General features: G+C 72.8%; 20 protein-coding genes, 4 tRNA genes and 1 pseudogene. 13 read left to right on the forward strand and 12 right to left on the reverse strand.

Annotated features, from left to right (window positions below):
• Window position 1: 1 nt before the first annotated feature.
• From ACSUPT_RS15355 to purM, 4 genes are all read left to right on the forward strand, one after another.
• Window positions 2-808: a maleylpyruvate isomerase family mycothiol-dependent enzyme gene (locus ACSUPT_RS15355; RefSeq protein WP_361654480.1), complete on the forward strand. Its 807-nt coding sequence runs from the start codon at window positions 2-4 to the stop codon at window positions 806-808.
• 201 nt (window positions 809-1,009) lie between these two features.
• Window positions 1,010-1,852 (forward strand): META domain-containing protein, encoded by an 843-nt coding sequence (locus ACSUPT_RS15360; protein WP_436944650.1) that lies wholly within the window; start codon window positions 1,010-1,012, stop codon window positions 1,850-1,852.
• A gap of 153 nt (window positions 1,853-2,005) precedes the next feature.
• Entirely contained in the window at window positions 2,006-3,532 is a 1,527-nt protein-coding gene (gene purF, locus ACSUPT_RS15365; protein WP_351966949.1) for an amidophosphoribosyltransferase, read from the forward strand.
• Between the two features lie 60 nt (window positions 3,533-3,592).
• Entirely contained in the window at window positions 3,593-4,672 is a 1,080-nt protein-coding gene (gene purM, locus ACSUPT_RS15370; RefSeq protein ID WP_351966948.1) for a phosphoribosylformylglycinamidine cyclo-ligase, read from the forward strand.
• A 56-nt stretch (window positions 4,673-4,728) separates the two neighbouring features.
• Here purM and ACSUPT_RS15375 read toward each other — a convergent pair whose 3' ends face one another.
• Window positions 4,729-4,980 (reverse strand): DUF3073 domain-containing protein, encoded by a 252-nt coding sequence (locus ACSUPT_RS15375; RefSeq protein WP_351966947.1) that lies wholly within the window; start codon window positions 4,978-4,980, stop codon window positions 4,729-4,731.
• A 437-nt stretch (window positions 4,981-5,417) separates the two neighbouring features.
• On the reverse strand, window positions 5,418-6,500 hold the full coding sequence (locus tag ACSUPT_RS15380; RefSeq protein ID WP_351966946.1) for a Leu/Phe/Val dehydrogenase: 1,083 nt from the start codon (window positions 6,498-6,500) through the stop codon (window positions 5,418-5,420).
• Window positions 6,501-6,653: 153 nt separating this feature from the next.
• Between ACSUPT_RS15380 and ACSUPT_RS15385 the strand changes: the two genes are divergently transcribed.
• The 3 genes from ACSUPT_RS15385 (at window position 6,654) to ACSUPT_RS15395 (ending at window position 9,417) form a co-directional block, all read left to right on the forward strand.
• The gene (locus ACSUPT_RS15385; RefSeq protein ID WP_351966945.1) at window positions 6,654-7,511 is read left to right on the forward strand and encodes a hypothetical protein; all 858 of its coding nucleotides are present in this window, start codon (window positions 6,654-6,656) and stop codon (window positions 7,509-7,511) included.
• A gap of 518 nt (window positions 7,512-8,029) precedes the next feature.
• Window positions 8,030-8,236 (forward strand): developmental transcriptional regulator BldC, encoded by a 207-nt coding sequence (bldC, locus tag ACSUPT_RS15390; RefSeq protein WP_003949541.1) that lies wholly within the window; start codon window positions 8,030-8,032, stop codon window positions 8,234-8,236.
• Window positions 8,237-8,874: 638 nt separating this feature from the next.
• Window positions 8,875-9,417, forward strand: coding sequence for an SMI1/KNR4 family protein (locus tag ACSUPT_RS15395; protein ID WP_399218572.1), 543 nt, complete (start codon window positions 8,875-8,877; stop codon window positions 9,415-9,417).
• A 52-nt stretch (window positions 9,418-9,469) separates the two neighbouring features.
• On the opposite strand, the gene ACSUPT_RS15400 is transcribed toward ACSUPT_RS15395, so the two are convergent.
• Together ACSUPT_RS15400 and hrpA are read right to left on the reverse strand one after the other, a co-directional pair.
• A tRNA-Asp gene (locus ACSUPT_RS15400) sits at window positions 9,470-9,544 on the reverse strand.
• Window positions 9,545-9,634: 90 nt separating this feature from the next.
• Window positions 9,635-13,592: pseudogene (hrpA, locus tag ACSUPT_RS15405) on the reverse strand (ATP-dependent RNA helicase HrpA).
• Window positions 13,593-13,706: 114 nt separating this feature from the next.
• Between hrpA and ACSUPT_RS15410 the strand changes: the two are divergent.
• The 3 genes from ACSUPT_RS15410 (at window position 13,707) to ACSUPT_RS15420 (ending at window position 15,981) form a co-directional block, all read left to right on the forward strand.
• Window positions 13,707-14,258, forward strand: coding sequence for a hypothetical protein (locus tag ACSUPT_RS15410; protein ID WP_436944653.1), 552 nt, complete (start codon window positions 13,707-13,709; stop codon window positions 14,256-14,258).
• An 80-nt stretch (window positions 14,259-14,338) separates the two neighbouring features.
• Window positions 14,339-15,130 carry a DsbA family protein gene (locus tag ACSUPT_RS15415; protein ID WP_436944654.1) on the forward strand — a complete coding sequence of 264 codons (792 nt, stop codon included), beginning with the start codon at window positions 14,339-14,341 and terminating at the stop codon, window positions 15,128-15,130.
• A complete protein-coding gene (locus tag ACSUPT_RS15420; protein WP_436944656.1) occupies window positions 15,127-15,981 on the forward strand; it encodes a cytochrome c biogenesis CcdA family protein in 855 nt (284 codons plus the stop codon). Before ACSUPT_RS15415 ends, ACSUPT_RS15420 begins: the two co-directional genes overlap by 4 nt.
• A gap of 8 nt (window positions 15,982-15,989) precedes the next feature.
• Here the strand turns inward: ACSUPT_RS15420 and ACSUPT_RS15425 are convergent, their stop codons facing one another.
• The 8 genes from ACSUPT_RS15425 to ACSUPT_RS15460 all read right to left on the reverse strand — a co-directional run bounded on the left by ACSUPT_RS15425 (window position 15,990) and on the right by ACSUPT_RS15460 (window position 20,790).
• Window positions 15,990-16,157 (reverse strand): hypothetical protein, encoded by a 168-nt coding sequence (locus tag ACSUPT_RS15425; protein ID WP_351966939.1) that lies wholly within the window; start codon window positions 16,155-16,157, stop codon window positions 15,990-15,992.
• Window positions 16,158-16,314: 157 nt separating this feature from the next.
• Window positions 16,315-16,626 carry a WGxxGxxG family protein gene (locus tag ACSUPT_RS15430; RefSeq protein WP_436944658.1) on the reverse strand — a complete coding sequence of 104 codons (312 nt, stop codon included), beginning with the start codon at window positions 16,624-16,626 and terminating at the stop codon, window positions 16,315-16,317.
• A 17-nt stretch (window positions 16,627-16,643) separates the two neighbouring features.
• Window positions 16,644-17,495, reverse strand: coding sequence for a PRC and DUF2382 domain-containing protein (locus ACSUPT_RS15435; protein WP_436944660.1), 852 nt, complete (start codon window positions 17,493-17,495; stop codon window positions 16,644-16,646).
• A 239-nt stretch (window positions 17,496-17,734) separates the two neighbouring features.
• On the reverse strand, window positions 17,735-18,313 hold the full coding sequence (locus ACSUPT_RS15440; protein WP_351966936.1) for an RICIN domain-containing protein: 579 nt from the start codon (window positions 18,311-18,313) through the stop codon (window positions 17,735-17,737).
• Window positions 18,314-18,660: 347 nt separating this feature from the next.
• Window positions 18,661-18,737, reverse strand: a tRNA-Phe gene (locus tag ACSUPT_RS15445).
• Between the two features lie 22 nt (window positions 18,738-18,759).
• A tRNA-Asp gene (locus ACSUPT_RS15450) sits at window positions 18,760-18,834 on the reverse strand.
• A gap of 39 nt (window positions 18,835-18,873) precedes the next feature.
• Window positions 18,874-18,946 (reverse strand) — tRNA-Glu (locus ACSUPT_RS15455).
• Window positions 18,947-19,083: 137 nt separating this feature from the next.
• Window positions 19,084-20,790: a metallophosphoesterase family protein gene (locus ACSUPT_RS15460; RefSeq protein WP_436944662.1), complete on the reverse strand. Its 1,707-nt coding sequence runs from the start codon at window positions 20,788-20,790 to the stop codon at window positions 19,084-19,086.
• Window positions 20,791-20,868: 78 nt separating this feature from the next.
• Between ACSUPT_RS15460 and ACSUPT_RS15465 the strand changes: the two genes are divergently transcribed.
• The 3 genes from ACSUPT_RS15465 to ACSUPT_RS15475 all read left to right on the forward strand — a co-directional run bounded on the left by ACSUPT_RS15465 (window position 20,869) and on the right by ACSUPT_RS15475 (window position 24,497).
• Window positions 20,869-21,219 carry a metallopeptidase family protein gene (locus ACSUPT_RS15465; RefSeq protein ID WP_228983271.1) on the forward strand — a complete coding sequence of 117 codons (351 nt, stop codon included), beginning with the start codon at window positions 20,869-20,871 and terminating at the stop codon, window positions 21,217-21,219.
• A 160-nt stretch (window positions 21,220-21,379) separates the two neighbouring features.
• A complete protein-coding gene (locus ACSUPT_RS15470) occupies window positions 21,380-21,991 on the forward strand; it encodes a hypothetical protein (RefSeq protein ID WP_436944664.1) in 612 nt (203 codons plus the stop codon).
• Between the two features lie 253 nt (window positions 21,992-22,244).
• Window positions 22,245-24,497 (forward strand): DEAD/DEAH box helicase, encoded by a 2,253-nt coding sequence (locus tag ACSUPT_RS15475; RefSeq protein ID WP_404146327.1) that lies wholly within the window; start codon window positions 22,245-22,247, stop codon window positions 24,495-24,497.
• The last annotated feature ends 51 nt before the right edge of the window (window positions 24,498-24,548 follow it).

The raw sequence follows: 24,548 nt of genomic DNA on the forward strand, positions 1-24,548 counted from the left end.
CATGCCACAGCCGAGGAAGCGCGCCGCCCGCAGGTACGACCCCGCGAAGACCCGCGCGGCGGTCACGGCGCAGTTCGCGCACGTACGGGAGGGCGTCGAGCGGCTGACGCCCGAGCAGCTGGCGCTGCCGACGCGCCTGGGGGAGTGGACAGTACGGGAGCTGGCCGCGCACATCGCGATGGTGCTGCGGTCCGTGGTGCGGGGCGTGGAGGCGCCCGAGCCGGCCGTACGGGACGTGGGACTGGCCGACTGGCCCGCGGCGACGCGCGGGTTCGCGGGGGCGGTGGACGCGGACACCCGGGAACTGGCGGAGTGGGCCGAGGAGTCCGGCGGGCTCGCGGAGCTGTACGCCCGTACGGAGCGGGACTTCGCGGCGGCGCTGGCCGCGGCGCCGGACGAGCGGCTGATCGTGACGCGCTTCGGGGGGATGCCGCTCGGCGACTTCCTGGTGACGCGGACGGTGGAGCTGACCGTCCACACCGACGACCTGAACGCGGCGACGGGCCTGGCGGTGCCGCACGACCGGCAGGCGCTCGCGGCGTGCGCGCGGGTCCTGGCGGACGCGCTCGCCGCCAAGGCGCCGGGCGGCTCGGTGGAGCTGCGGGTGCCGCCGTACGCCGTCGTCCAGTGCGTGGAGGGTCCGCGGCACACGCGCGGTACGCCGCCGAACGTCGTGGAGACCGACCCGCTGACCTGGGCCCGGCTCGCGACGGGCCGCGTCGCGTGGGACGAGGCGCTGTCGGACGCCCACGTCCACGCGAGCGGCGACCGTGCCGACCTCACCCCCTGGCTCCCGGTCCTGGGCTGACGGGCGGCGCCGGGGCGCCGCACCACGAGCCCCCGCACCCCCTCCGGCCGCGCGCCCCCGAGGCCCGATCCGCGCACGGCGCGCCCGCCGCACGATCTTCCTGCGCCCGCCGCACAAGGGGGCACCCTCCCGGGCGGGGCACCCCGTTGCGCGGCGGTCCGGCCGGGGGAACCGGATCGGGGGGTCGGGCGTCAGAGCGGCATGCGGATCACCAAGTGCCTGCTCCCCGTCCTCGCGGTCACCGCGACCGCCACCACCCTCGCCGGCTGCTCCAAGGGCCCCACCCCCGGCGACCGCCCCGACCTCCCCCTCACCGGCACCCACTGGACCGTGGACGCCCTCACGGTCGAGGGCGCCAGGAAGACCGCCCCCCGGCCCGCGTACGTCGAGTTCAAGCCAGACGGCACCGCCACCGGCAACGCCGGGTGCAACCGCTTCACCGCCAAGGCGGCCGTCACCGGCGACACGGTGACCGTCGGCGAGGTCACCAGGACCGAGATGGCCTGCGACAAGGCCGTGCAGGACTTCGAGGACGCCTTCCTCAAGGCGTTCACCGGCAAGCTCCAGGCCGAGCTCGGCGACCGCGACGGCACCAGCAACACCGACATCGGGCTCGACCGCCTCACCCTCACCACCCCCGGCGGCGACACCCTCGCCCTCTCCGAGCGGCCCCCCGCGCCCCTCAAGGGCACCAAGTGGAGCGTCGACACCCTCCTGGACGGCAAGACCGCAAGTTCCCTGCCCACCGGGGTCAGGAGCGGCCCCCACCTGACCATCGCCGCCGACGGCTCCGCCACCGGCAACCTCGGCTGCAACAACTTCACCGCCACCGTGAAGGTGGAGGGCGACAAGATGACGTTCGACGCCCTCGCGATCACCCGCCGTATGTGCACGACCCTCCAGAACGGCCTGGAGCAGAAGCTGTACGGCACGCTCAGCAGCGGTCCGGTGACGTACCGGGTCCAGGGCCATCAACTGACGGTCACCGCTCAGGACGGCTCCGGGTTCGGCGCCCAGGCTGAACTGGCCCGAAAAGACCGGTAAAGGTGCGAGCTCCGTCACACCGCACGCGGCCGGAAAGGGTTCCCGCGAGCGCGGAAAGGGCGCCTGGGCAGGGACCCCTTCCCGCCGCGGGCCCTCCCGGGCGGCCCCGTCCCCAATTCGGACCAGTGGTCGATCTCGCCTACACTCGGTGGCGTGCCACGTGGTGACGGTCGACTCAATCACGATCTGCTTCCCGGCGAGAAGGGCCCCCAGGACGCTTGTGGCGTCTTCGGTGTCTGGGCGCCGGGTGAAGAGGTCGCAAAGCTCACGTACTTCGGGCTCTACGCCCTCCAACACCGGGGTCAGGAATCCGCTGGAATAGCGGTCAGCAACGGCTCCCAGATCCTCGTCTTCAAGGACATGGGCCTCGTGTCCCAGGTCTTCGACGAGACCTCTCTCAGCTCCCTCCAAGGTCATATCGCGGTCGGTCACGCCCGCTACTCGACCACCGGCGCGTCCGTCTGGGAGAACGCCCAGCCGACGTTCCGGGCCACGGCCAACGGCTCCATCGCCCTCGGCCACAACGGCAACCTCGTCAACACGGCGCGCCTCGCCGAGATGGTCGCCGACCTTCCCCGGAAGGACGGCCGCGCCACCCAGGTCGCCGCCACCAACGACACGGACCTCGTCACCGCGCTGCTCGCCGGGCAGACCGACGAGGACGGCAAGCCGCTCACCATCGAGCAGGCCGCCGCCAAGGTGCTCCCCGAGGTCCGGGGCGCCTTCTCCCTCGTCTTCATGGACGAGAACACGCTGTACGCCGCCCGCGACCCGCAGGGCATCCGCCCGCTGGTCCTCGGCCGGCTGGAGCGCGGCTGGGTCGCCGCGTCGGAGACCGCCGCCCTCGACATCGTCGGCGCCAGCTTCGTCCGCGAGATCGAGCCGGGCGAGCTCATCGCCATCGACGAGAACGGCGTGCGCACCTCCCGATTCGCGGATGCGAAGCCCAAGGGCTGCGTCTTCGAGTACGTGTACCTGGCCCGCCCCGACACCAACATCGCCGGGCGGAACGTCCACCTCTCCCGTGTGGAGATGGGTCGGAAACTGGCCAAGGAAGCCCCCGTCGACGCCGACCTCGTCATAGCGACGCCCGAGTCCGGCACCCCCGCCGCGATCGGTTACGCCGAGGCGAGCGGCATCCCGTTCGGCGCGGGCCTCGTGAAGAACGCCTACGTCGGCCGGACCTTCATCCAGCCGTCCCAGACCATCCGCCAGCTGGGCATCCGCCTCAAGCTGAACCCGCTCAAGGAAGTCATCAAGGGCAAGCGCCTGGTCGTCGTCGACGACTCGATCGTGCGGGGCAACACCCAGCGCGCGCTCGTCCGGATGCTCCGCGAGGCCGGCGCCGCCGAGGTCCACATCCGGATCTCCTCGCCGCCCGTGAAGTGGCCGTGCTTCTTCGGCATCGACTTCGCCACCCGCGCCGAGCTGATCGCCAACGGCATGTCGGTCGAGGAGATCGGCACGTCCCTCGGCGCCGACTCCCTCTCCTACATCTCGCTCGACGGCATGATCGAGGCGACCACGATCGCCAAGCCGAACCTCTGCCGCGCCTGCTTCGACGGCGAATACCCCATGGAGCTCCCCGACCCCGAGCTGCTCGGCAAGCAGCTGCTGGAGACGGAGCTCGCCGCGGGCCCCGCCGCCACGGCCGCCACCGACGCGCTCCGCCGCCCGTAGGCCCCCGCAAGGCCCGTAGGCACCTCCCTCCCCCGCTGTACGACAGGAAGTTCCGTAGCCATGTCTCAGGCCACCAGTGCCAATGGCGGCGCCAGCTATGCCGCCGCGGGCGTCGACATCGAGGCGGGCGACCGCGCCGTCGAGCTGATGAAGGAGTGGGTGAAGAAGACGCAGCGCCCCGAGGTCCTCGGCGGCCTCGGCGGCTTCGCCGGCCTCTTCGACGCCTCCGCCCTCAAGCGCTACGAGCGCCCGCTCCTCGCCTCCGCCACCGACGGTGTGGGCACGAAGGTCGACATCGCCCGCCGCATGGGCGTGTACGACACCATCGGGCACGACCTGGTCGCCATGGTCATGGACGACATCGTGGTGTGCGGCGCCGAGCCGCTGTTCATGACCGACTACATCTGCGTCGGCAAGGTCCACCCCGAGCGGGTCGCCGGGATCGTCAAGGGCATCGCCGAGGGCTGCGTCCTCGCCGGCTGCGCCCTCGTCGGCGGCGAGACCGCCGAGCACCCCGGCCTGCTCGGCCCGGACGACTTCGACGTCGCCGGTGCCGGCACGGGCGTCGTGGAGGCCGACCGCCTGCTGGGCGCCGATCGCATCCGTACGGGTGACGTCGTCGTCGCGATGGCGTCGTCCGGCCTTCACTCCAACGGGTACTCGCTCGTCCGCCACGTGCTGTTCGACCGGGCCGGCATGGAGCTGGAGCAGCAGGTCGACGAGCTCGGCCGCACCCTCGGCGAGGAGCTGCTGGAGCCGACCAAGATCTACTCGCTGGACTGCCTGGCGCTCACCCGGACCACCGATGTGCACGCCTTCAGCCACATCACCGGCGGTGGGCTCGCCGCCAACCTGGCGCGGGTCATCCCCGACCACCTCCACGCCACGGTCGACCGCTCGACCTGGGCGCCCGGCGCGATCTTCGACCTGGTCGGCAAGGCCGGCCAGGTGGAGCGGCTGGAGCTGGAGAAGACCCTGAACATGGGGGTCGGCATGATGGCCGTCGTGCCCGCCGACTCGGTGGACGTCGCCCTCGCGACCCTCGCCGACCGGGGCGTCGACGCCTGGGTCGCCGGTGAGATCACCGAGCGCGGGGACCACTCGACCGGAGCCGCCCTGACGGGTGACTACGCGAGCTGAACAGCACTAAACCCGGTCCGGGGCGAGCCCCGGACCGGGTTGGAAGAGTGCGGGCGTCAAGCGCCGCGACGCCGGGATGACGGACCGGACTCCTCGTCCTCGTCATCGTCGTCGTTGTACAGCTCCGCGTAGCGGGCGTACGGGTCGTCTTCCTCGTCGTCGTCCTCGAACGGCTCTCCGTTCGGAGGCTGACTCGAAGTCGATGCGCCCAGCTCGCTGGCCAGCCGTGCGAGGTCCGTCCCACCGCTGTTGTACTTCAGCTGGCGGGCGACCTTCGTCTGCTTGGCCTTGGCCCGGCCGCGCCCCATGGCTCGACCCCCTCGGTGACGGGGCTCGACGGCCCCAGAGTCTTGACACGCGTTCATGATGTGGAACGGACTCTCCGTGGAGAGACCGGCCCGTGGGCTTCAACGGTACCTGCTTCCGGGGCCATACGGTACGCCGCCCGCATGACGCGCCTCGGAGCCGGACCGGCGGGGCGCCCCGTCCTCGCTGGTCAGCTGCGATTTTAACCTCAAATCGGGGCCGACCCGCCGACCGGCGTGAGTCATCTCTCTCTGAGGGCGAACGCATGTCTGTGCGAACACACCAATGCGGAGAGTGTCTGGAAGGTACCTGTGGGCACGCACGGTCCCGCCCGCCCCGCACCCTGTCAAGGGCGCCGGACGGGCGGACGCACGTTCCGTGACCGAAAACAGCCGGTGCGGGGCCGGTGCGCGACCGGCCCGCGCGACCCGTGCGCGCCTTACGCGCGTCGGGCCTCGGCCATCCGCTGCTCGGCGATCCGGTCGGCCGCCGCGGCCGGCGGGATGCCGTCCTCCTTCGCACGTGCGAAGATCGCCGACGTGGTGTCGAAGATCTTCGTCGCCTTCACCTTGCACCGGTCGAAGTCGAAGCCGTGCAGCTCGTCGGCGACCTGGATGACACCGCCGGCGTTGACGACGTAGTCGGGCGCGTAGAGGATGCCGCGCTCCTCCAGGTCCTTCTCGACCCCGGGGTGCGCGAGCTGGTTGTTGGCCGCGCCGCACACGATCCGCGCCGTCAGCACGGGCACCGTGTCGTCGTTGAGGGCGCCGCCGAGCGCGCACGGCGCGTAGACGTCCAGGCCCTCGGTGCGGATCAGCGCGTCCGTGTCCGCGGCCACCCTGACCTGCGGGAACTTGTCGGTGATGCGGCGTACCGACTCCTCGCGCACATCGGTGATCACGACGTCGGCGCCGTCCTGCAGCAGGTGCTCGACCAGGTAGTGGCCGACCTTGCCGACACCGGCGACACCGACCGTGCGGCCGCGCAGCGTGGGGTCGCCCCACACGTGCTGGGCGGAGGCCCGCATGCCCTGGAAGACACCGAACGCGGTGAGGACCGACGAGTCGCCGGCGCCGCCGTTCTCGGGGGAGCGGCCGGTCGTCCAGCGGCACTCGCGGGCGACGACGTCCATGTCGGCGACGTACGTGCCGACGTCGCAGGCCGTGACGTACCGGCCGCCGAGGGAGGCCACCATCCGGCCGTAGGCCAGCAGCAGTTCCTCGGTCTTGATCAGCTCCGGGTCACCGATGATCACGGCCTTGCCGCCGCCGTGCTCCAGACCGGCCAGGGCGTTCTTGTACGACATCCCCCGCGACAGGTTGAGCGCGTCGAGGACGGCCTCCTCCTCGGAGGCGTACGGGTAGAAGCGGGTGCCGCCGAGGGCGGGGCCCAGGGCGGTCGAGTGGATGGCGATGACGGCCTTCAGGCCGGAGGCGCGGTCCTGGCACAGCACGACTTGCTCGTGGCCCCCCTGCTCCGAACGGAACAGGGTGTGCAGGACGCCGTCGGTCACATCGGTCACGGTGGTGACTCCCAAGTACGAAGCGGCGATGTCGGCCCCCCTAGGGGTGGGGAGGGACCTGTTCGGCAAGAGAGTAAGTCCTACCTGGGCGTAGGTCCGACGCAGTGCTCAGGATCACCCTCAGGGGTGTGGTCGCGTGGAAGGATGCGGCGCATGCCGGCTGTCTCATCGGTTCTCGTCCCGTACGCCTCCTATCTGCGCGTGTACGAGCCCCTGGCCGCCTTCCCGGAGCCCGAGCGCGCCCACTGGGCCCGCTATGCGGAGCGCGCGTTGCGCGGCGGGGCGCCCACCGCGCAGGACGAGCTCCGGCGCGCGCTCGCGGACCTGGTGCCGACGCCCCCCGTGCCCGTGCCGGTGCACGAGAGCGGCGACGCGTTCGTGGTGGAGGCGGGCGGGTCGGTGTGCGTCTGCCCGTGGCGTACGCGGCTGCGGGCCTGGCTGGCGCTGGAGGAGCTGGACCAGCTGCTGCCCCGGCCGGTGCTGGACGCGGCGCTGCCGCCGGTGGTGCGGGGGCAGGCCGAGGCCGACCGCGAGCGGTGGCGGGCCCGCAACCCGGACGCGCGGCCGTGGATCAGGAGCGCGGTGTGGCAGGTGCCGGTGCGGTGGTTCGTGCTGTTCGCCGACGGGGAGCGCGAGTACGTCCCCGCCGGCGCGCCCTCCGGGAAGGGGCCGCTGCTGCGGTACCGGACGCCGATGGTCGAGGCGCGGCGGCGGGTGGCGCGGACGCTGCGGACCCTGCGCGAGTCGGTCGACGAGGGGCCGCTCACCGAGGGCCTGGTGGACGTGGGGCGGTGGCTGGAGGAGTTCCATCCGCGTTCGCTGGTGGAGCTGGACTACGGCGGCCTGGTGCACGCCCTGCCCGCCGAGCTGCTCGCCGGTGACCGGTCCGTGGCGGATGTCACTGCCGGGATCGCCGCGCTGCGCGACGGCGACGAGGCGGCGGCGGAGAAGGCGTACGGGCGGCTCGCGGAGCGGTGGCGCGCGGTCCGGGACCGGCAGTTCGCCAACTGAACCGAAAATTGCCCAGTTGAGGCCATTGCGCCGGAGGCTGTTGCACCTGAGTCTTGTGTGACGTCAGAGAACGAAGCGGCGGGTCCCGAACCGGTCCTTTGTCTCAAGGGTGATGGATCGCACTAACAGCGGCTCTTGCGCCCATCGCCCAACCTCATGCCAAAATAGGACAAGGAGTCCGGGGAGGGCTCCTTCCGCCCAAGTTTGGGTGGAAGGCTCAGCATTGCACGCTATGGGGGGTCTGGTGGCTCCTGATCGCTCTGTGACTGATCGTCACTGTGACGTGACTGTCCGCTATGGCATGGTCCATCGGCTTCCGCCGCTGATGGACACCTGAGAGGGCAATTCCATCGGTTTGGCCGAACGTGGCTGGACAGATGGTGTAGTTGTAGTGCCGAGGACAAGCCGTTCGTCCTATAACCGACTCGGCCCGCGTCCGCCATTTCGGGCAACGCGGGTCAAGGTGCAGAATTTAGAGGAAAGAACCGAGAACGTCGGTTCTCCCGAGGAGGCCGCTCATGACCGCTCGCACCCCTGATGCTGAGCCGCTGCTGACCCCCGCTGAGGTTGCCACGATGTTCCGCGTGGACCCGAAGACGGTGACCCGCTGGGCGAAGGCCGGCAAGCTCACGTCCATTCGCACCCTGGGTGGACACCGCCGGTACCGCGAGGCAGAGGTCCGTGCGCTGCTCGCGGGTATCCCGCAGCAGCGTAGCGAGGCCTGAACACCCCTGTAGACCGGGCATTTCCGGGCCCCCCAACCCGGACCGCCCACCCCGAGCACCACTGACGGCATCCCGCCCCAACGGGCTGACGTCTCCGATCGCGCTGGACTCCGCCGGGTCCGGCGCGGTCTTTTTTTATGCCCAGGGGGGTGGGGTTTGCGGATGGCGGTATGGCGGTGCAATTGCACGTATTAAATGGGGCGGGTGTAGGGATGGGATAAGTGAAGCGGTTTCTCCAGTGAGTTCCGTGACTCGCGTCACACGGACGCGGCGCTTTCTGGGGTATCGTGCCCCGCTTCACCAGGCCGTCCGGCCCCTGCCCCGCGACCCCGGCCGCCGACGCCCCGTCAGAAACGGTCCCTCCGTGCGGCTCTGGCGGCCCCTCGCGAGCCGAGCCCCGCTGGGCGCCGCCGGCCCCGTCCGCGGGCCGGTACGGAGGCCCCCGCGCCTTCCGGCCGCTCTTGCCCGAGCCGGCACCCCACGCGTCTTCGGATCACCCCGTCGCCCTTGCGGCTGCCGACCCTGTGGTGCGTGTGCTTCCCCCGCCCGCGGCGGCCCCCCGTGCGCCTTCCCGTCCGCTCCCCGGGGGAGTTGGGGCGGCAGGCGCCGGCGGTCCCGGCGCGTGGCAGCATGCCGACGTGAGTGCACCTGACACGTACCCCTCTGACACCACCCTCCACTTCCTGCGCACCGCCTTCCCCGAGGAGTGGCGCGAGTCCCCGCTCGGGGAGGCGGCCGTCGCGGCGTGGGAGGAGGAGAACGGCGTGAGGCTCCCGGAGCCGTACCGGACCTTCGTCGCCGAGATCAGCAACGGCTCCGCTCTCGGCCCCGCGGGAGACGGCGGGTTGCAGCCGCTCGGCGTGCTGCCCGACGGCTGGCCCGATCTCGGGCCGCGCAGGCCCGGCGCACCGTTCCCGCTGGACGCCGCGTGGAACTGGGAGGACGACGAGACCGTCGACCCGGACGGCGATCCGCGGACCGACGCCGCGTACAACGACGGCTCCGTGGTGCTCGGCTCCGAGGACGGGGCGACGTACTGGCTTCTGGTGACCGCCGGGCCGCGCCGCGGCGAGGTGTGGATGGCCGGCGACGTCGGCGCGGCCCCGGCGCCCGGCGACGTCGCGTGGGGCTTCGAGGAGTGGGTGCGGCACTGGCACGCCGGCCATGAGTGGTGGGACTGATCCACGCACAACGAGCGAGGCCCGCACCAACCGGTGCGGGCCTCGATTACTGCGGTCCTGACGGGATTTGAACCCGCGGCCTCCACCTTGACAGGGTGGCGAGCACTCCAAACTGCTCCACAGGACCAGGTTTCGCAGCCGCTTGCTCCGTGGCTGCGAGTAAGACTCTACAGCAGCTCAGACCGTGCGGTCGAACTCACCCACGGCGACCGCGTGATCACGGCGCCGCCGCGTCGATCGCCTTCACGATCCGCTTGTCGGAGACCGGGTACGCCGTGCCCAGCGCGTGCGCGAAGTAGCTGACCCGCAGCTCCTCGATCATCCACCGGATGTCCAGGACCTCCTGCGGCACCGGGCGGCCCTTCGGGAACTGCTCCAGCAGCCACGCGTACTCGTCCTGCATCTCGTGGACCTTCTCCATGCGGGTCGTGTCCCGCTGCACGGACGTCGGCATCTGCTGGAGCCGGCGGTCCACCGCCACCAGGTACCGCATCAGGTCCGGCAGCCGCCGCAGGCCCGTCGCGGTGACGAAGCCGGGCGGCACGAGGGCCGCCAGCTGCTCCCGCACGTCCTGGACGTTGGCGGCCAGCGCCAGGCTGTTCGTGGCCTTCAGCCGGCGCTCGCAGGCCTGCCAGGCGGCCAGGATCTGCTGCACCCGGTCCACCGTCCGCACGGTCAGCTCGACCAGGTCGGCGCGGACGTCGTCGTACAGCTTCCGGTACGACTCCTCGTCCCACGCCGGGCCGCCGTGGTCGGCGATCAGCTGGTCGGCCGCCGCCGTCGCGCAGTCCTCGAACAGGGCCTGCACCGATCCGTGCGGATTGCGGGACAACGCCAGCTTCTGCTGGTTCGTCAGCCGGTCGGAGGCGAACTTCGCCGGGTTCACCGGGATGTTCAGCATGATCAGCTTCCGGGTGCCCCGCCACATCGCGCGGGCCTGCTCGGCCTCCGTGTCGAAGAGGCGCACGGCGACGCTCTCGCCCTGGTCGACCAGCGCCGGATACGCCTTCACGGGCTGGCCCGCCCTGCGGGTCTCGAAGACGCGCGTCAGCGTGCCGATCGTCCAGTCCTTCAGGCCCGTGCGCTCCAGCGACTGGCCCTGCCCCGAGGGGCCCGCCGTGGCCGCCGCGGCGGCCTTCGACAGGGCCTGACGGGCCTTCGGGCGAAGCCTCAGCTTCAGCGCCTCCAGGTCCTTGTCCTCGGCGAGCTTCCGCCGCCGCTCGTCCACGATCCGGAACGTGATCTTCAGATGGTCGGGGACCTGCCCAGTCGAAGTCGTCCGCGCTCACCGGGACGCCGACCATGCGCTTCAGTTCCCGCGCCAGGACGGACGCCAGCGGCTCCGCGCTCGGCGCCGCCGTCTCCAGGAAGCGCTTGGCGAAGTTCGGCGCCGGTACGTAGTTGCGGCGGATCGGCTTCGGCAGGGAGCGGATCAGCTCCGTCACGACCTCCTCGCGCAGGCCGGGGATCTGCCAGTCGAAGCCCTCGTCGGTGACCTGGTTCAGCACCTGGAGCGGGATGTGGACGGTGACGCCGTCCGCGTCGGCGCCCGGCTCGAACTGGTACGTCACCCGGAACTTCAGCGGGCCCTGCCGCCACGAGTCGGGGTAGTCGGCCTTGGTGACCGCGCCCGCCTTCTCGTTGATGAGCATCTCCCGCTCGAAGTCGAGCAGTTCCGGCTCGTCGCGCCGCTTGTGCTTCCACCACGAGTCGAAGTGCGCGCCCGACACGACGTGCTCGGGGACCCGCTGGTCGTAGAAGTCGAACAGCGTCTCGTCGTCCACGAGGATGTCGCGGCGCCGCGCCCGGTGCTCCAGCTCCTCGACCTCGGTGAGCAGCTTCCGGTTGTCGGCGAAGAACTTGTGGTGGGTGCGCCAGTCGCCCTCCACCAGGGCGTGCCGGATGAACAGCTCGCGGGACACCTCGGGGTCGATGCGCCCGTAGTGCACCTTGCGCTGGGCGACGATCGGCACGCCGTACAGCGTCACCTTCTCGTACGCCATGACGGCCGCCTGGTCCTTCTCCCAGTGCGGCTCGGAGTACGTGCGCTTCAGCAGGTGCCCGGCGAGCGGTTCGATCCACTCGGGCTCGATCTTCGCGTTGACCCGCGCCCAGAGCCGGGACGTCTCCACCAGCTCGGCCGACATCACGAACCGCGGCGGCTTCCTGAACAGCGCCGAGCCGGGGAAGATCGCGAACTTGGCGTTCCGCGCGCCCAGGTACTCGTTCTTCGCCGAGCCCTTCCCGGTCTCGCCCCCGGTGGTCTTGACGTCCTTCATCCCCACGTGGGACAGGAGTCCGGCGAGGAGCGAGACATGGACCTGCTGGTCGCCGGCGTCGTCCTCGTTGAGGTGGAGGCCCATCTGCTTGGCGACCGTGCGCAGCTGGCTGTAGATGTCCTGCCACTCGCGGATGCGCAGGTAGTTCAGGTACTCCGACTTGCACATGCGGCGGAACGCCGACGACGACAGGGCCTTCTGCTGCTCGCGGATGTACCGCCACAGATTGAGGAAGGCGAGGAAGTCGGACGTCTCGTCCTTGAACCGGGCGTGCATCTGGTCGGCCTGCGCCTGCTTCTCCGCGGGCCGCTCGCGCGGGTCCTGGATGGACAGGGCCGCCGCGATGACCATGACCTCGCGGACGCAGCCGTTCCTGTCGGCCTCCAGCACCATGCGCGCCAGGCGGGGGTCGACGGGCAGCTGGGCGAGCTTCCGGCCGAGCGGGGTGAGGCGCTTCTTCGGGTCCTTCTGCGCCGGGTCGAGCGCGCCGAGCTCCTGGAGGAGCTGCACGCCGTCGCGGATGTTGCGGTGGTCCGGCGGGTCGATGAAGGGGAACTTCTCGATGTCGCCGAGCCCGGCCGCGGTCATCTGGAGGATGACGGAGGCGAGGTTCGTCCGGAGGATCTCCGCGTCGGTGAACTCCGGGCGGGCGAGGAAGTCGTCCTCGGAGTACAGGCGGACGCAGATGCCGTCGCTGGTGCGGCCGCAGCGGCCCTTGCGCTGGTTGGCGCTGGCCTGGCTGACCGGTTCGATCGGCAGCCGCTGCACCTTCGTGCGGTGGCTGTAGCGGGAGATCCGGGCCGTGCCGGGGTCGATGACGTACTTGATGCCGGGAACCGTCAGGGACGTCTCGGCCACGTTGGTCGCGAGGACGATGCGGCGGCCGGAGTGCTGCTGGAACACCCGGTGCTGCTCGGCGTGCGACAGGCGGGCGTACAGCGGCAGGACCTCGGTGTTCCGCAGCTTCTTCTTCAGCAGCGCGTCCGCCGTGTCGCGGATCTCCCGCTCGCCGGAGAGGAAGACCAGGATGTCGCCGGGGCCCTCCGCCTGGAGCTCGTCCACGGCGTCGCAGATCGCGGTGATCTGGTCGCGGTCCGGCTCCTCGGAGTCCTCCTCCAGCAGCGGCCTGTAGCGCACCTCCACCGGGTACGTCCGGCCGCTGACCTCCACGATCGGCGCGTCCCCGAAGTGCCGCGAGAACCGCTCCGGGTCGATGGTCGCGGAGGTGATCACGACCTTGAGGTCCGGGCGCTTCGGCAGCAGCTGCGCGAGGTAGCCGAGCAGGAAGTCGATGTTGAGGCTGCGCTCGTGCGCCTCGTCGATGATGATCGTGTCGTAGGCGCGCAGCTCGCGGTCGGTCTGGATCTCCGCGAGGAGGATGCCGTCCGTCATCAGCTTCACGAACGTGTCGGAGCCGACCTGGTCGGTGAACCGCACCTTCCAGCCGACCGCCTCGCCGAGCGGGGTGCCCAGCTCGTCGGCGACCCGCTCCGCGACCGTGCGGGCCGCGATCCGGCGGGGCTGCGTGTGGCCGATCATGCCGCGCACGCCCCGGCCCAGCTCCAGGCAGATCTTGGGGATCTGCGTGGTCTTGCCGGAGCCCGTCTCACCGGCGACGATCACGACCTGGTGGTCGCGTATCGCCTCCAGGATCTCGTCCTTCTTCTGGCTGACGGGCAGCTGCTCGGGGTAGGTGACCTCGGGCACGCGGGACGCCCGCTCGGCGGTGCGGGCCGCCGCCTTCGCCGCCTCGGCGGCGATCTCGTCCAGCACGGCCTGCCTGGCCTCGGGCTTACGGATGCGGCGGGCGCCTTCGAGACGGCGGCCGAGCCGGTGGGCGTCGCGCAGCGAGACCTCGGTCAGCAGGGTCTGGAGGTCGGCGAAGGAAGTAGACATACCGTGTCCCAGGATCTCACCCGCGGCTCGGGAGTGGCGAACCCATTTCGCCGTACCATTTCGGGCGAGCCGATCAGCTGATCACCCGGCCCCGACCAGGAAGGCACCCGCCCGATGCCCCGTACCGATGCCCGGCGGGGCGCGTGGGCCCTGGTGCTGGTGGTACTGGTGCTCTGCGTGTGCCCCGGTGCGGCCGGGACACCGACGTACGGGGAGCGGGGCCACGGCGACCGTACGCCGGCCGCGCACGCCTCCGATGCCGGGCGAGGCTCCGATGCCGCGCACGCCTCCGATACCGGGCGGGTCTCCGATGCCGGGTGGGTCTCCGGGGCCGCGTACGCCTTCGGCGGTGCGCGCGCCGCCGACCGTCCCGCGCGGATCACCGAGGCCGCCGCGAGCCGTCCGCACCCGGTCGCCGCGCCGGCCCGCGAGGGGCGTCCGCCCGGCTGCCGCGGCGACTCCCGCGCCGACGACGGGGGGCTCGCCCCCGCGGCGCCGCCGCGTGGTCTGACGGCCGGCGACCTCCTCCCGGCCCCGCACGACGCGCGCGGCGCCTCCGGCTGCGCCGGCTGGACGCCCCGGGAGCCCGGGGCCACCGGCCCCGGGCGGGCCCCGCCACCGCTCGCACCGCCGTCCCCGATGGACCTGTCGATCCTGCGCGTGTAGCGGCGCCGCCGTGGCGGCCTCACGCCACACCGCCGCGACCCCGCACCCCTCTTCCACCACCACACCGCAGGAGCACACGCGTGTCCACCAAGCCCTCTCCGTCCTCCACCTCCTCCGTGAAGCCGTACCTGATCGGCGCCGGCGTCGCGGTCGCCGCCGGGCTGCTGGCGTTCGGCTCGTACACGGCCACCAAGCCCGCCGAGCGGGACGCCACCGAGGCCGCCCCCGCCGCGTCGGCGTCCGCGCCCGCCTCCGCCGCCCCGTCCGACCCGGCCGCCGCCGCGCCGGGCGGCCAGGAGGGCCTCTACGCCGAGGCGGAGAAGCTGGCGCGCCGCGACGCGAAGGACGCCCTCGCGGCGGGCCGCGCCGACGCCCCGGTCGTCCTGATCGAGTACGCCGACTTCCAGTGCGGGTACTGCGGCAAGTTCGCCCGCGACACGGAGCCCGCGCTGATGGAGAAGTACGTCGAGGCGGGCGTGCTGCGCATCGAGTGGCGGAACTTCCCGATCTTCGGCGAGGAGTCGGAGCGGGTCGCCCGGGCCGCGTGGGCGGCGGGGCAGCAGGGCCGGTTCTGGGAGTTCCACCGGGCCGCGTACGCCGAGGACGCCAAGGAGAAAGGCTTCGGCAAGGACCAGCTGACCGTCCTCGCGCGCGAGGCGGGCGTGAAGGACATCGCCCGGTTCGCCCGCGACCTGGACGGCGCGGCGGCCCGCCAGGCGGTGAAGCGCGACCAGGACGAGGGCTTCGCGCTGGGCGTGGCGTCCACGCCGTCGTTCCTCGTCAACGGGCGGCCCCTCTCGGGCGCCCAGCCGCTGGAGACGTTCACGGCCGCGATCGACGAGGCGGCGGCGAAGGCGAAGGCCGGCCGGTGACCCAGGTCGGCTATCTGGCCGCGTTCCTGGGCGGCCTGCTGGCGCTGGTCAGTCCGTGCAGCGCGCTGCTGCTGCCGGCGTTCTTCGCGTACTCGATCGACTCCGCGGCCCGGCTCCTCGCCCGTACCGGCATCTTCTACGCGGGCCTGGCGACGACGCTGGTGCCGCTGGGCGCGGCCGGTTCGCTGGCGGGGCGCTTCTTCTACGGCAACCGGGACCTGCTCGTCACGGCGGGCGGCTGGCTGATCATCGCGCTGGGCGCGGCGCAGGTGCTGGGTCTCGGCTTCGCCCCGCGCCGGCTGGCCGAGGCGAGCGGGCGCATCCGCCCCACGACGGCGGTGTCCGTGTACGCGCTGGGCCTGGTGTACGGGCTGGCCGGGTTCTGTGCGGGCCCGATCCTGGGCGGCGTGCTGACGGTGGCCGCGCTGGGCGGCAGCGCCGTGTACGGCGGGCTGCTGCTGGCGGTGTACGCGCTGGGCATGGCGGTGCCGCTGTTCGTCCTGGCGCTGCTGTGGGAGCGGTACGACCTGGGGCGCCGCGCATGGCTGCGCGGACGGGTGGTGCGGCTGGGCCGACGGCGCCCCTCGGACGGGCCGGGCCGGCCCGGGGGGTGGGAACTGCACACGACGTCGTTGCTGTCGGGTGGCTTCTTCGTCCTGCTCGGCGTGCTGTTCCTGGCCTTCGACGGTACGAGCGCCCTGCCCTCCCCGCTGCCCGTGGACGCCTCGTTCGAGGTGGAGCGGTGGGCGTCGCGGGTGGGCGGCGCGGTGCCCGACTGGATGCTGCTGCTGGCCGTGGTCGCGGTCGCCGCCGTGGTCCTGGGCGTGCGGGGCTGGCGCGGACGCGCCTGAGCCGAGGGTCAGGCGCCGCCGCCGAGGACATCGCCGACGATCTCCGTGACGCGGTGCTTCCACTTGTGCCAGCGGCCGCAGTACTGCTTCGCGAACCAGCGGCGGTTCTGCACCACCGGCTTGTTGCACCACTTGCACGGGACGACGACCGGTCCCCGACGCGCGAACTCCCCCATGGGGCCCGATGCTAGCGGCCCCGGCGCGCACGACGTACGGCCCGGCCGGCGAGCGGTCGGGCCGTACGTACTGACACGGCGCGGCGGGTGGCCGGGCCGGGGGGAACGGGTCCCGTCGGATGCGCTTCGTCGGACGCGGTCCGTCGGACGTGGTCCGTCAGATGCGGTCCGTCGGGTGGGCGCCGCTTCCGGTGCCGGGGGTACCGCGGTGGGTGGTGCCGCCGCCCTTGGACTTGCGGGGGATCAGCCCCAGCAGGCCCAGCAGTCCGAGCAGACCCCACAGGCCCCAGCCGCCTCCGCCGTCGTCATCGTCGCGGGCGCTGTCCGCGGCGAGCGCGGCTCCCTGCGCCGGTGCCGCCGTGACGGCGGCGGTCTGGGCCGCGGGCAGCGGCTGGGCCGCGGCGGTCGCCGTCGCGGGGCCCGCGAGCAGTGCGGCGGCCAGAAGGGCGCCGGCAGTGGTGCGTCGCATGGCTCCTCCTTCGCCGGTCAGCGGTTCGGTCCCTGCTTGGGGCCGCGCCCGCGCTCGGTCCGGCCGTCGTCGTACTCGATCTTCTCCTTGCGGACCTGGCCGGTGACGTCCTGCTGTTCGGTGACCTTCTCGGTCTCCAGGCGGACGCGCTCGACCGGGACGTTCTTCTTGCTCACCGTCGGCCGCTCGGCGTGCAGGGTGACCTCCTGCTCGGCCTCCTCGATGCGGGTCTCGCGCTCACCGGGGCGGATGGGCTCGCGCACCACGCGGACCTCCTCGTGGGTCACCGGCACGCTGGTGGTCACGTCCTCCGTGACGACGTACTTGCGCAGCCGGGCGCGCCCGGACTCGTACTGCTCCATGCCGACCTGGAGCTGCTCCTCCGAACGGGTCATGCCCTCGTCCTCGCGGCCGCGCATGGCGGTGGCGGGCTCGCGGTGCTCGCGGGCGTGGCGGCCGCGGGTGCCCTCCGCGCCGGCCATGCCGCCCGCCGCGACGCCGCCGGCTGCCGTGCCCGTCCGGCCCTGGGTGCCGGTGGCCGCGCCGCCGGGGGTGAGCTGGTAGTGGCGGTAGAGCCGCTGCTCCTCGGAGGAGTCGAGGTGTTCGTCGGCGTCGAGGCGAGGGGCGTCCTTCACCATGTCCTTGGTGTACGGCACATGGAGGTCGCTGCCCTGCCGGCGGGCGCCGGCGAGGGGCACGAAGGTCTCCTTGGTGCCGAACAGGCCGGTCTTGACGGTGACCCACTCCGGGGTGCCGAGCCGGTCGTCGACGTACACCTGGCCGATCGTGCCGATCTTCTCGCCGTTCGAGTCGTAGGCCGTCGCGCCCTGGAGTCCTTCCACGGGGAACGCCTTCTCGTTCTGGGCCATGCTGGATTCCTCCCTAGCTGGGGGCCCGGCCTCCGAGACAGCGCGAGTGAGGGCGCGTGTGATGGGCCGGACCCTGGGTCCATTGCCGGTGACCCCGCGACGCCCTGCAACTCGGGCACCGCCCGGCGGGACCGCGCCCCGGGCCCGCCGGAGCCCCGTGCCCCGGCCACACGGCAACCGGCACGGCATTGCGCCGAACGGGTGAGCACCGGGGGTCGGGGGGCCACCTCCGTGCCGCGTCAGCCGGCGGGTGTACCGGCCAGGCGGAGCGTCCATCGGCGTGAGGGGTCGGTGTCGCAGCTGAACTGGACGAGCCCGACGTTGTTGTCCGTGGACCGGCCACCGGCGACGGTGGCGCACTTGCCCGTCTGCACGTTGACGAGCTGGTACGAGTTGCCGTTCCAGTTGGTGACGCGCCAGCGGCGTGAGGGGTCGGTGTCGCAGGTGAACTGGACGAGCCCGACGTTGTTGTCCGTGGACCGGCCGCCCGCGACGGTGGCGCACTTGCGGGTCTGGACGTTGACGAGCTGGTAGGAGCTGCCGTCCCAGTTGGTGACGCGCCAGCGCCGCGACGGGTCGGTGTCGCAGGAGAACTGCAGCAGTTCGACGTTGTTCTCGACGGAGCGGCCGCCCGCGAGGGTCGCGCACTTGCCGGTCTGCAGGTTCCTTATCTGGAAGCTGCCCCCCGAGATCTGCGGCGCGGCGCTGTCGGCGGCGACCGCACGGGCGGACGCGGGCGAGGGCAGCAGCAGGACACCGCCGGCGAGTAGGGCGGTCGATGCGGTCACGACACGGCGCGACCGGGTGTTCTTGCGCATGGGAGTGCTTCTCTCTTGATCGGAGTGACCCGGGGGAGAGGCCGGAAGCACCGGTCGGGCGGGCGCGCCCGAAGGCGGCGCGCCCGAAGGCGGCGCGGCGAGCGCGGGACGGGAGCGGGAGATCGGCCCGGCGGCCAGGCGGCCGGCTCGACGGCCGTACGGCCCGGAAGGGGGGGGGCTCGGCCCGCCGCGGCAGGGGCCGCACCTCCACTATCGGCGCCCGCCCGGTGCCCTGCAACCGGGTGAAAGGCGCGGCGGACGCGGGTCCGCGCGGCGCCTTCGGGGACCGCCGGCGTACCGGTGGGCGCACACGCGAAAGGCCCCGTCCGGAGACGGGGCCTTTCGGCTGGTGGCTGGGGCCGGGGTCGAACCGGCGACCTTCCGCTTTTCAGGCGGACGCTCGTACCAACTGAGCTACCCAGCCACGTGACTCTTGCGAGTCACAGCGGTCCTGACGGGATTTGAACCCGCGGCCTCCACCTTGACAGGGTGGCGAGCACTCCAAACTGCTCCACAGGACCAAGCTTCGCGCGATCACTAGTCTCGCACAAGGTAAAGCGTGCCCCCAACGGGATTCGAACCCGTGCTACCGCCTTGAAAGGGCGGCGTCCTGGGCCACTAGACGATGAGGGCTAAAGGCCCGCCTGGGCGCTTCGTCAGCGCGTCGGGGACGTGAGAAGCATATGGGATGGGGGGACGGTTCGCCAAAACGGTTTACGGGGGCCTTGCCGGCGGCCCGCGGGACCGCCGCACGTCCGTGCCCGGCGGCCCTACGGTCGGGGCGCCGGCGCGGACGTGCGGGGCGGCTGCGCGGGAGCCGTGGGCGGGGACGGGGCGGGACCCGAGGGACTGCCCGAGGGGGGCGCGGGGGACACGGGGCCGGTGGGGGAGCCGGTGGGGGCCGGGGTGGTGCCCGGCAGGACCTCGTCGGGGACGCGGCGCGCCACCTCCGCCGTGGTCAGGCCGAGACCGCCCAGCGTGATCTCGTCCCACGCCTGGAGCCGCCGCGAGTCCCGGTCCAGGTACAGCACGGAGGCGTGGACCTTCTCCGGCTCCTCCTTCTCGACCGCCCGCAGCCCCCCGCCACCCGTCGAGCCCTCGATCTTCAGCCGCGTGCCGTTCGGCAGCACCTCGTTGACCCGCCGGTGGACGTGGCCGGACAGGACGAGCGGCACCGCCCCGTCCGTCTGGTGGGCGGCGACCGGGTTGTGGGCGACCGCGATGTCCACGGGCGTGCCCGCCCGGGCCTGCGCCCGCAGCGACTCGGCCAGCTGCCGGCCCGCGGCCCGCTCGGCGTCGTCCCCGGCCGCCACGACCGACCGGTCCGGGGTGAACTGCGGGTCCCCGATGCCGGCCACCCGCACTCCGGCGACCGTGACGGCACGCCCCCCGTCCAGGACGTGGACGTTGCGCAGCCCCTCGAGGTACTTCTGCGTGACGGGCGAGTCGTGGTTGCCGCGCACCCACACGTAGGGGGCGCCGAGGGTCGGGATCGGGTTCAGGAAGACGTTCTCGGCGGCGCTGCCGTGGTCCATCGTGTCGCCCGAGTCGATGATCAGGTCGATCTCGTACTGCTCCACGAGCGACGCCACGATGTGCCACGCGGCCGGGTTCAGATGGATGTCCGACACGTGCAGGACGCGGATCGTCGCGGGGTCGGGCTGGTAGGTGGGGAGCGTCGACGTGGCGTCGTACAGCTTCGTCACATTGGTGACGAGCCGCGCCAGTTCCTTCTGGTACACGTCGAATTCGGTGACGATCGACCGCGCGCTGCCGACCACCGAAGGGGCGCTGCTCAGCAGCCCCGAGAAGCGCGGCTCCAGCACGGACTTCGGGTTCCAGGTCGCGTACGCCGAGACGCCCGAGACCGCGAGCAGCGCCAGCGCCAGCCCGCCTGCGGCGAGGGCGCGGCGCGGGCGGCGGTACACGACCAGGCCCAGCGCCGTGGCGCCGGAGACGACGGCGACGAGGGAGCGCACGGCCAGCTCGCGGGTGCCGTCCTCCACGTCGGCGGCGATCTCCTCCTGGAGTCCGGAGATCCGTTCCGGGTGCTGCACCAGGGCCTGGGAGCGGTCCGGGTCCAGCTGGTCGACGTCCACGTCGAGGCGGATCGGCGCGGTGTGGGAGTCCAGTTCCAGGGCGCCGAGCGGCGAGACGTTGATCTTCGTGCCGCCGGTCAGGGACGGGCGCAGCGTCATGCTCGTGTCCATCGGCCCCACGGGCGCGCGCACGCTGCCGACCACCAGCAGCCCGAGCCACGCCCCGGCGACCACCACGGCGAACAGCCCCAGGGCCCGGACCAGGCGGCGGGGGGCCGGGGCGTGACCTCCGGGGAGCGCGAAGGAGCCGGTACGGCCGGGGAGGCGGGTGCGGCGGCGGGGGGTGCCGGACGGGGCACCGCCCCCCGGTCGGCCCCTCGTGCGGCGCAGGGCTCGGGCGATGCGGACGTACGTCGTACGGGCGACTGCTCGGGCCATTGGGGCCGTATGCCCGCGGGGGCGCGCGGCTATGCCGGTACGCGCCCGTACGCGCCCCTCATCCACGACAATGGCCGAGTGCTGGAGATGACGCGCGAGGAGTTCGAGGAACTGGTGGCCGAGGCGCTCGACCGGATCCCGCCCGAACTCACCCGGCTGATGGACAACGTCGCCGTGTTCGTCGAGGACGAGCCGTCCGCCGACGACCCCGACCTGCTCGGGCTGTACGAGGGGACGCCGCTGACCGACCGGGGCGAGTGGTACGCGGGTGTGCTGCCCGACCGGATCACCATCTACCGGGGGCCGACGCTGCGGATGTGCGACTCCCGCGAGGACGTCGTCGCCGAGACGGAGATCACCGTCGTGCACGAGATCGCCCACCACTTCGGCATCGACGACGCGCGGCTGCACGAACTGGGATACGGCTGACCGGTACGCCGTCCGGGCGTGTCCCCCACGGGGCGCGGGGAGTTGGTCAGGGAAACCCCGTCCGCCTGGAGGTGCCCCCGTGCGCCAGCTGCCCGCACCCGTCCGATGGGCCGTCACCGCGGTGGCGGTCGTGGCCTCCGCAGGTTCCGTCAGCGGGTGCATGAGCGTGTCCGACGACAGCGCCAGGCCCCTGCCGACCGAGGCGGTGGACCCTTCCGGGGCGGCGGCGGCCGAGCGTGACGCGGGGGTGGCCACGACCGGCGGCGGCCACGAACCGCGCGGCGCGGGCCGCCCGCGCGGCGCGGCGGACGGCGGCCACGCGGACGGTTCGCGGCCGTCCCCGGCGCCCTCCGGCCCGGCGTCCCCGTCCCCCGCTCCCGGCCGGGGCGGCGACCCCGGCGGCGGTACGGGCCACTCCGGCGGGCCCGCGCCCGGTGCCGGCCCCGGTGCGGGGCACGGCGGCGCCACCGGGGGCGCGGGCGGCACGGGCAGCACGGCGGGACAGGGCGGCGGTACGGGCGGGGGCGCGGGCGGCCACGACGGCGGTGCGGGCACGGGCGGCGGGCCGGCCCCGACGCCCTCCGAGCCCGCGAACCCGCCCGAGCCGACGCCCACGGGGCAGCCGCAGCCGACCGAACCGCCCGCGACGGGGCCGACGGAGCCGCCCAGCGAGTCACCGTCCGCCGACTCCCGCACCGAGGCGCTGCGCGCCCCCTACCCGCCGGCCGACTGGCTGGAGCCCGCCGCCTCCCCCCAGGCCGCCCCCGCGTGAGGCCGGCCGGAGCCGGGGGCGCGTGACGTAGATCTCGTCCGCCCGCCACGGGGCGGCTTGCGCTGAGTGGGGGAAGGTGCGTATGGTGGTAGATCGTTTGATCCCATTTGCCCGGCGCCGTGAACCGAAGCGCGCCGTGTGGCGCGTTCTCTCCCTTGCCGTGGCTGACCGCATCGAGGCGGTCGATTTGCTAAGCAGCGAAACACGGAGTTGACGGGCGCGTGCCGAGACTCCGGAAGGTTTCGCATTTCGCATGTCCATTTCCAGCACTGACGCCGTTCTGAACGAGAACGCCGAGATCACCCAGATCACCGAGTCCACCGACGAGCAGGCCGCCGTCGCCGCCGCGGAGCAGGCGATCGAGGAGACCGCCGCCGCCGAGGCCGCCCCGGCCGCCGACGCCGCCGACGAGGGCGACGACGAGAACACCGTCACCTTCGCCGACCTCGGCCTCCCCGAGGGCGTCGTCCGCAAGCTCGCCCAGAACGGCGTCACCGTCCCGTTCCCGATCCAGGCCGCGACCATCCCGGACGCCCTGGCCGGCAAGGACATCCTGGGCCGCGGCCGCACCGGCTCCGGCAAGACGCTCTCCTTCGGTCTGCCGCTGCTCGCCACCCTGGCGACCGGCCGCACCGAGAAGAAGAAGCCCCGCGGCGTCATCCTCACCCCGACCCGCGAGCTCGCGATGCAGGTCGCGGACGCCCTCCAGCCGTACGGCGACGTGCTCGGCCTGAAGATGAAGGTCGTCTGCGGCGGCACGTCGATGGGCAACCAGATCTACGCCCTGGAGCGCGGCGTCGACGTCCTCGTCGCCACGCCGGGCCGTCTGCGCGACATCATCAACCGCGGCGCCTGCTCCCTGGAGCAGGTCCAGGTCGCCGTACTGGACGAGGCCGACCAGATGTCCGACCTGGGCTTCCTGCCCGAGGTCACCGAGCTGCTCGACCAGGTCCCGGCGGGCGGCCAGCGCATGCTGTTCTCCGCCACCATGGAGAACGAGATCGCGACCCTGGTCAAGCGCTACCTGAACGACCCGGTCAACCACGAGGTCGACAGCGCCCAGGGCAACGTCACGACCATGACCCACCACGTCCTCGTCGTGAAGCCGAAGGACAAGGCGCCGGTCACCGCCGCGATCGCCGCCCGCAAGGGCCGCACGATCATCTTCGTCCGCACCCAGCTGGGCGCCGACCGCGTCGCCGAGCAGCTGCGCGACGCCGGTGTGAAGGCCGACGCGCTGCACGGCGGCATGACGCAGGGCGCCCGTACGCGGACGCTCGCCGACTTCAAGGACGGGTACGTCAACGTCCTCGTCGCCACCGACGTCGCCGCGCGGGGCATCCACGTGGACGGCATCGACCTGGTCCTGAACGTGGACCCGGCCGGCGACCACAAGGACTACCTGCACCGCTCGGGCCGTACGGCGCGCGCCGGCCGCTCCGGTGTCGTCGTCTCCCTGGCGCTGCCGCACCAGCGCCGCCAGATCTTCCGCCTCATGGAGGACGCCGGCGTCGACGCCTCGCGCCACATCATCGGCCAGGGCGGCGCCTTCGACCCGGAGGTCGCGGAGATCACCGGCGCCCGGTCGCTGACCGAGGTGCAGGCCGACTCGGCGAACAACGCCGCCAAGCAGGCCGAGCGCGAGGTCGCCGACCTGGCGAAGCAGCTGGAGCGCATGCAGCGCCGCGCGGCCGAGCTGCGCGAGGAGGCCGACCGCCTGGTGGCGCGCGCGGCGCGCGAGCGGGGCGAGGACCCGGAGAAGGCCGTCGCCGAGGCCGCCGAGGCGGCTGCCGCCCCCGTCGTGGCCGAGGCCGACGAGACGGTGTCCGTGCCGGCGCAGCGCGAGGAGCGCCCGTCGTCGTACGAGCGCCGTGACGACCGCCCCTCGTACAACAACCGCGACCGCGACGACCGCGGCGGCGACCGTGGCGGCTTCCGCCGCGACGACCGCCCGTCCTACGGCAACCGCGACCGCCGGGACGACCGTCCCTCGTACAACAACCGCGACCGTCGTGACGACCGCGGTGGCGACCGTGGCGGCTTCCGCCGTGACGACCGCCCGTCGTACAACAACCGCGACCGCGACGAGCGCGGTGGCGAGCGTGGCGGGTTCCGCCGCGACGACCGTCCGGCGTTCAACCGGGACCGCCGGGACGAGCGTCCGTCGTTCAACCGCGACCGCCGTGACGACCGCGGCGGTGACCGTGGCGGCTTCCGCCGTGACGACCGCCCGTCGTACAACAACCGCGACCGCGGCGACGAGCGCCCCTCGTTCAACCGCGACCGCCGTGACGACCGCGGTGGCGACCGCGGCGGCTTCCGCCGCCCGGACCGCCCGTTCAACCGCGACCGCCGCGACGACCGCCCGGCGGGCGGCCACCGCGCCGGCGGCCACGACCGCCCGTTCGGCCGCCGCGACGACCGTCGTGACGACCACCGGGGCTCCGGCTCCTCGTCCTCGTTCGGCCGCCGCGACGACAAGCCGCGCTGGAAGCGCAACGGCTGACGCCCCGTAGGACCCCGGACGGGCCCGCGCCCGGCACCCCAGGTGCCGCGT

It is taken from the genome of Streptomyces sp. SudanB25_2051 (assembly GCF_964272635.1).
Taxonomy (GTDB): domain Bacteria; phylum Actinomycetota; class Actinomycetes; order Streptomycetales; family Streptomycetaceae; genus Streptomyces.

Coding starts and splice junctions, on each gene's coding strand:
- ACSUPT_RS15355 (WP_361654480.1), top strand. CDS start 2: ATGCCACAGCCGAGGAAGCGCGCCGCCCGCAGGTACGACCCCGCGAAG.
- ACSUPT_RS15440 (WP_351966936.1), bottom strand. CDS start 18,313: ATGCGCAAGAACACCCGGTCGCGCCGTGTCGTGACCGCATCGACCGCC.
- purM (WP_351966948.1), top strand. CDS start 3,593: ATGTCTCAGGCCACCAGTGCCAATGGCGGCGCCAGCTATGCCGCCGCG.
- ACSUPT_RS15375 (WP_351966947.1), bottom strand. CDS start 4,980: ATGGGGCGCGGCCGGGCCAAGGCCAAGCAGACGAAGGTCGCCCGCCAG.
- ACSUPT_RS15475 (WP_404146327.1), top strand. CDS start 22,245: ATGTCCATTTCCAGCACTGACGCCGTTCTGAACGAGAACGCCGAGATC.
- ACSUPT_RS15385 (WP_351966945.1), top strand. CDS start 6,654: ATGCCGGCTGTCTCATCGGTTCTCGTCCCGTACGCCTCCTATCTGCGC.
- ACSUPT_RS15460 (WP_436944662.1), bottom strand. CDS start 20,790: ATGGCCCGAGCAGTCGCCCGTACGACGTACGTCCGCATCGCCCGAGCC.
- ACSUPT_RS15360 (WP_436944650.1), top strand. CDS start 1,010: ATGCGGATCACCAAGTGCCTGCTCCCCGTCCTCGCGGTCACCGCGACC.
- ACSUPT_RS15435 (WP_436944660.1), bottom strand. CDS start 17,495: ATGGCCCAGAACGAGAAGGCGTTCCCCGTGGAAGGACTCCAGGGCGCG.
- bldC (WP_003949541.1), top strand. CDS start 8,030: ATGACCGCTCGCACCCCTGATGCTGAGCCGCTGCTGACCCCCGCTGAG.
- ACSUPT_RS15470 (WP_436944664.1), top strand. CDS start 21,380: ATGAGCGTGTCCGACGACAGCGCCAGGCCCCTGCCGACCGAGGCGGTG.
- ACSUPT_RS15425 (WP_351966939.1), bottom strand. CDS start 16,157: ATGGGGGAGTTCGCGCGTCGGGGACCGGTCGTCGTCCCGTGCAAGTGG.
- ACSUPT_RS15430 (WP_436944658.1), bottom strand. CDS start 16,626: ATGCGACGCACCACTGCCGGCGCCCTTCTGGCCGCCGCACTGCTCGCG.
- ACSUPT_RS15410 (WP_436944653.1), top strand. CDS start 13,707: ATGCCCCGTACCGATGCCCGGCGGGGCGCGTGGGCCCTGGTGCTGGTG.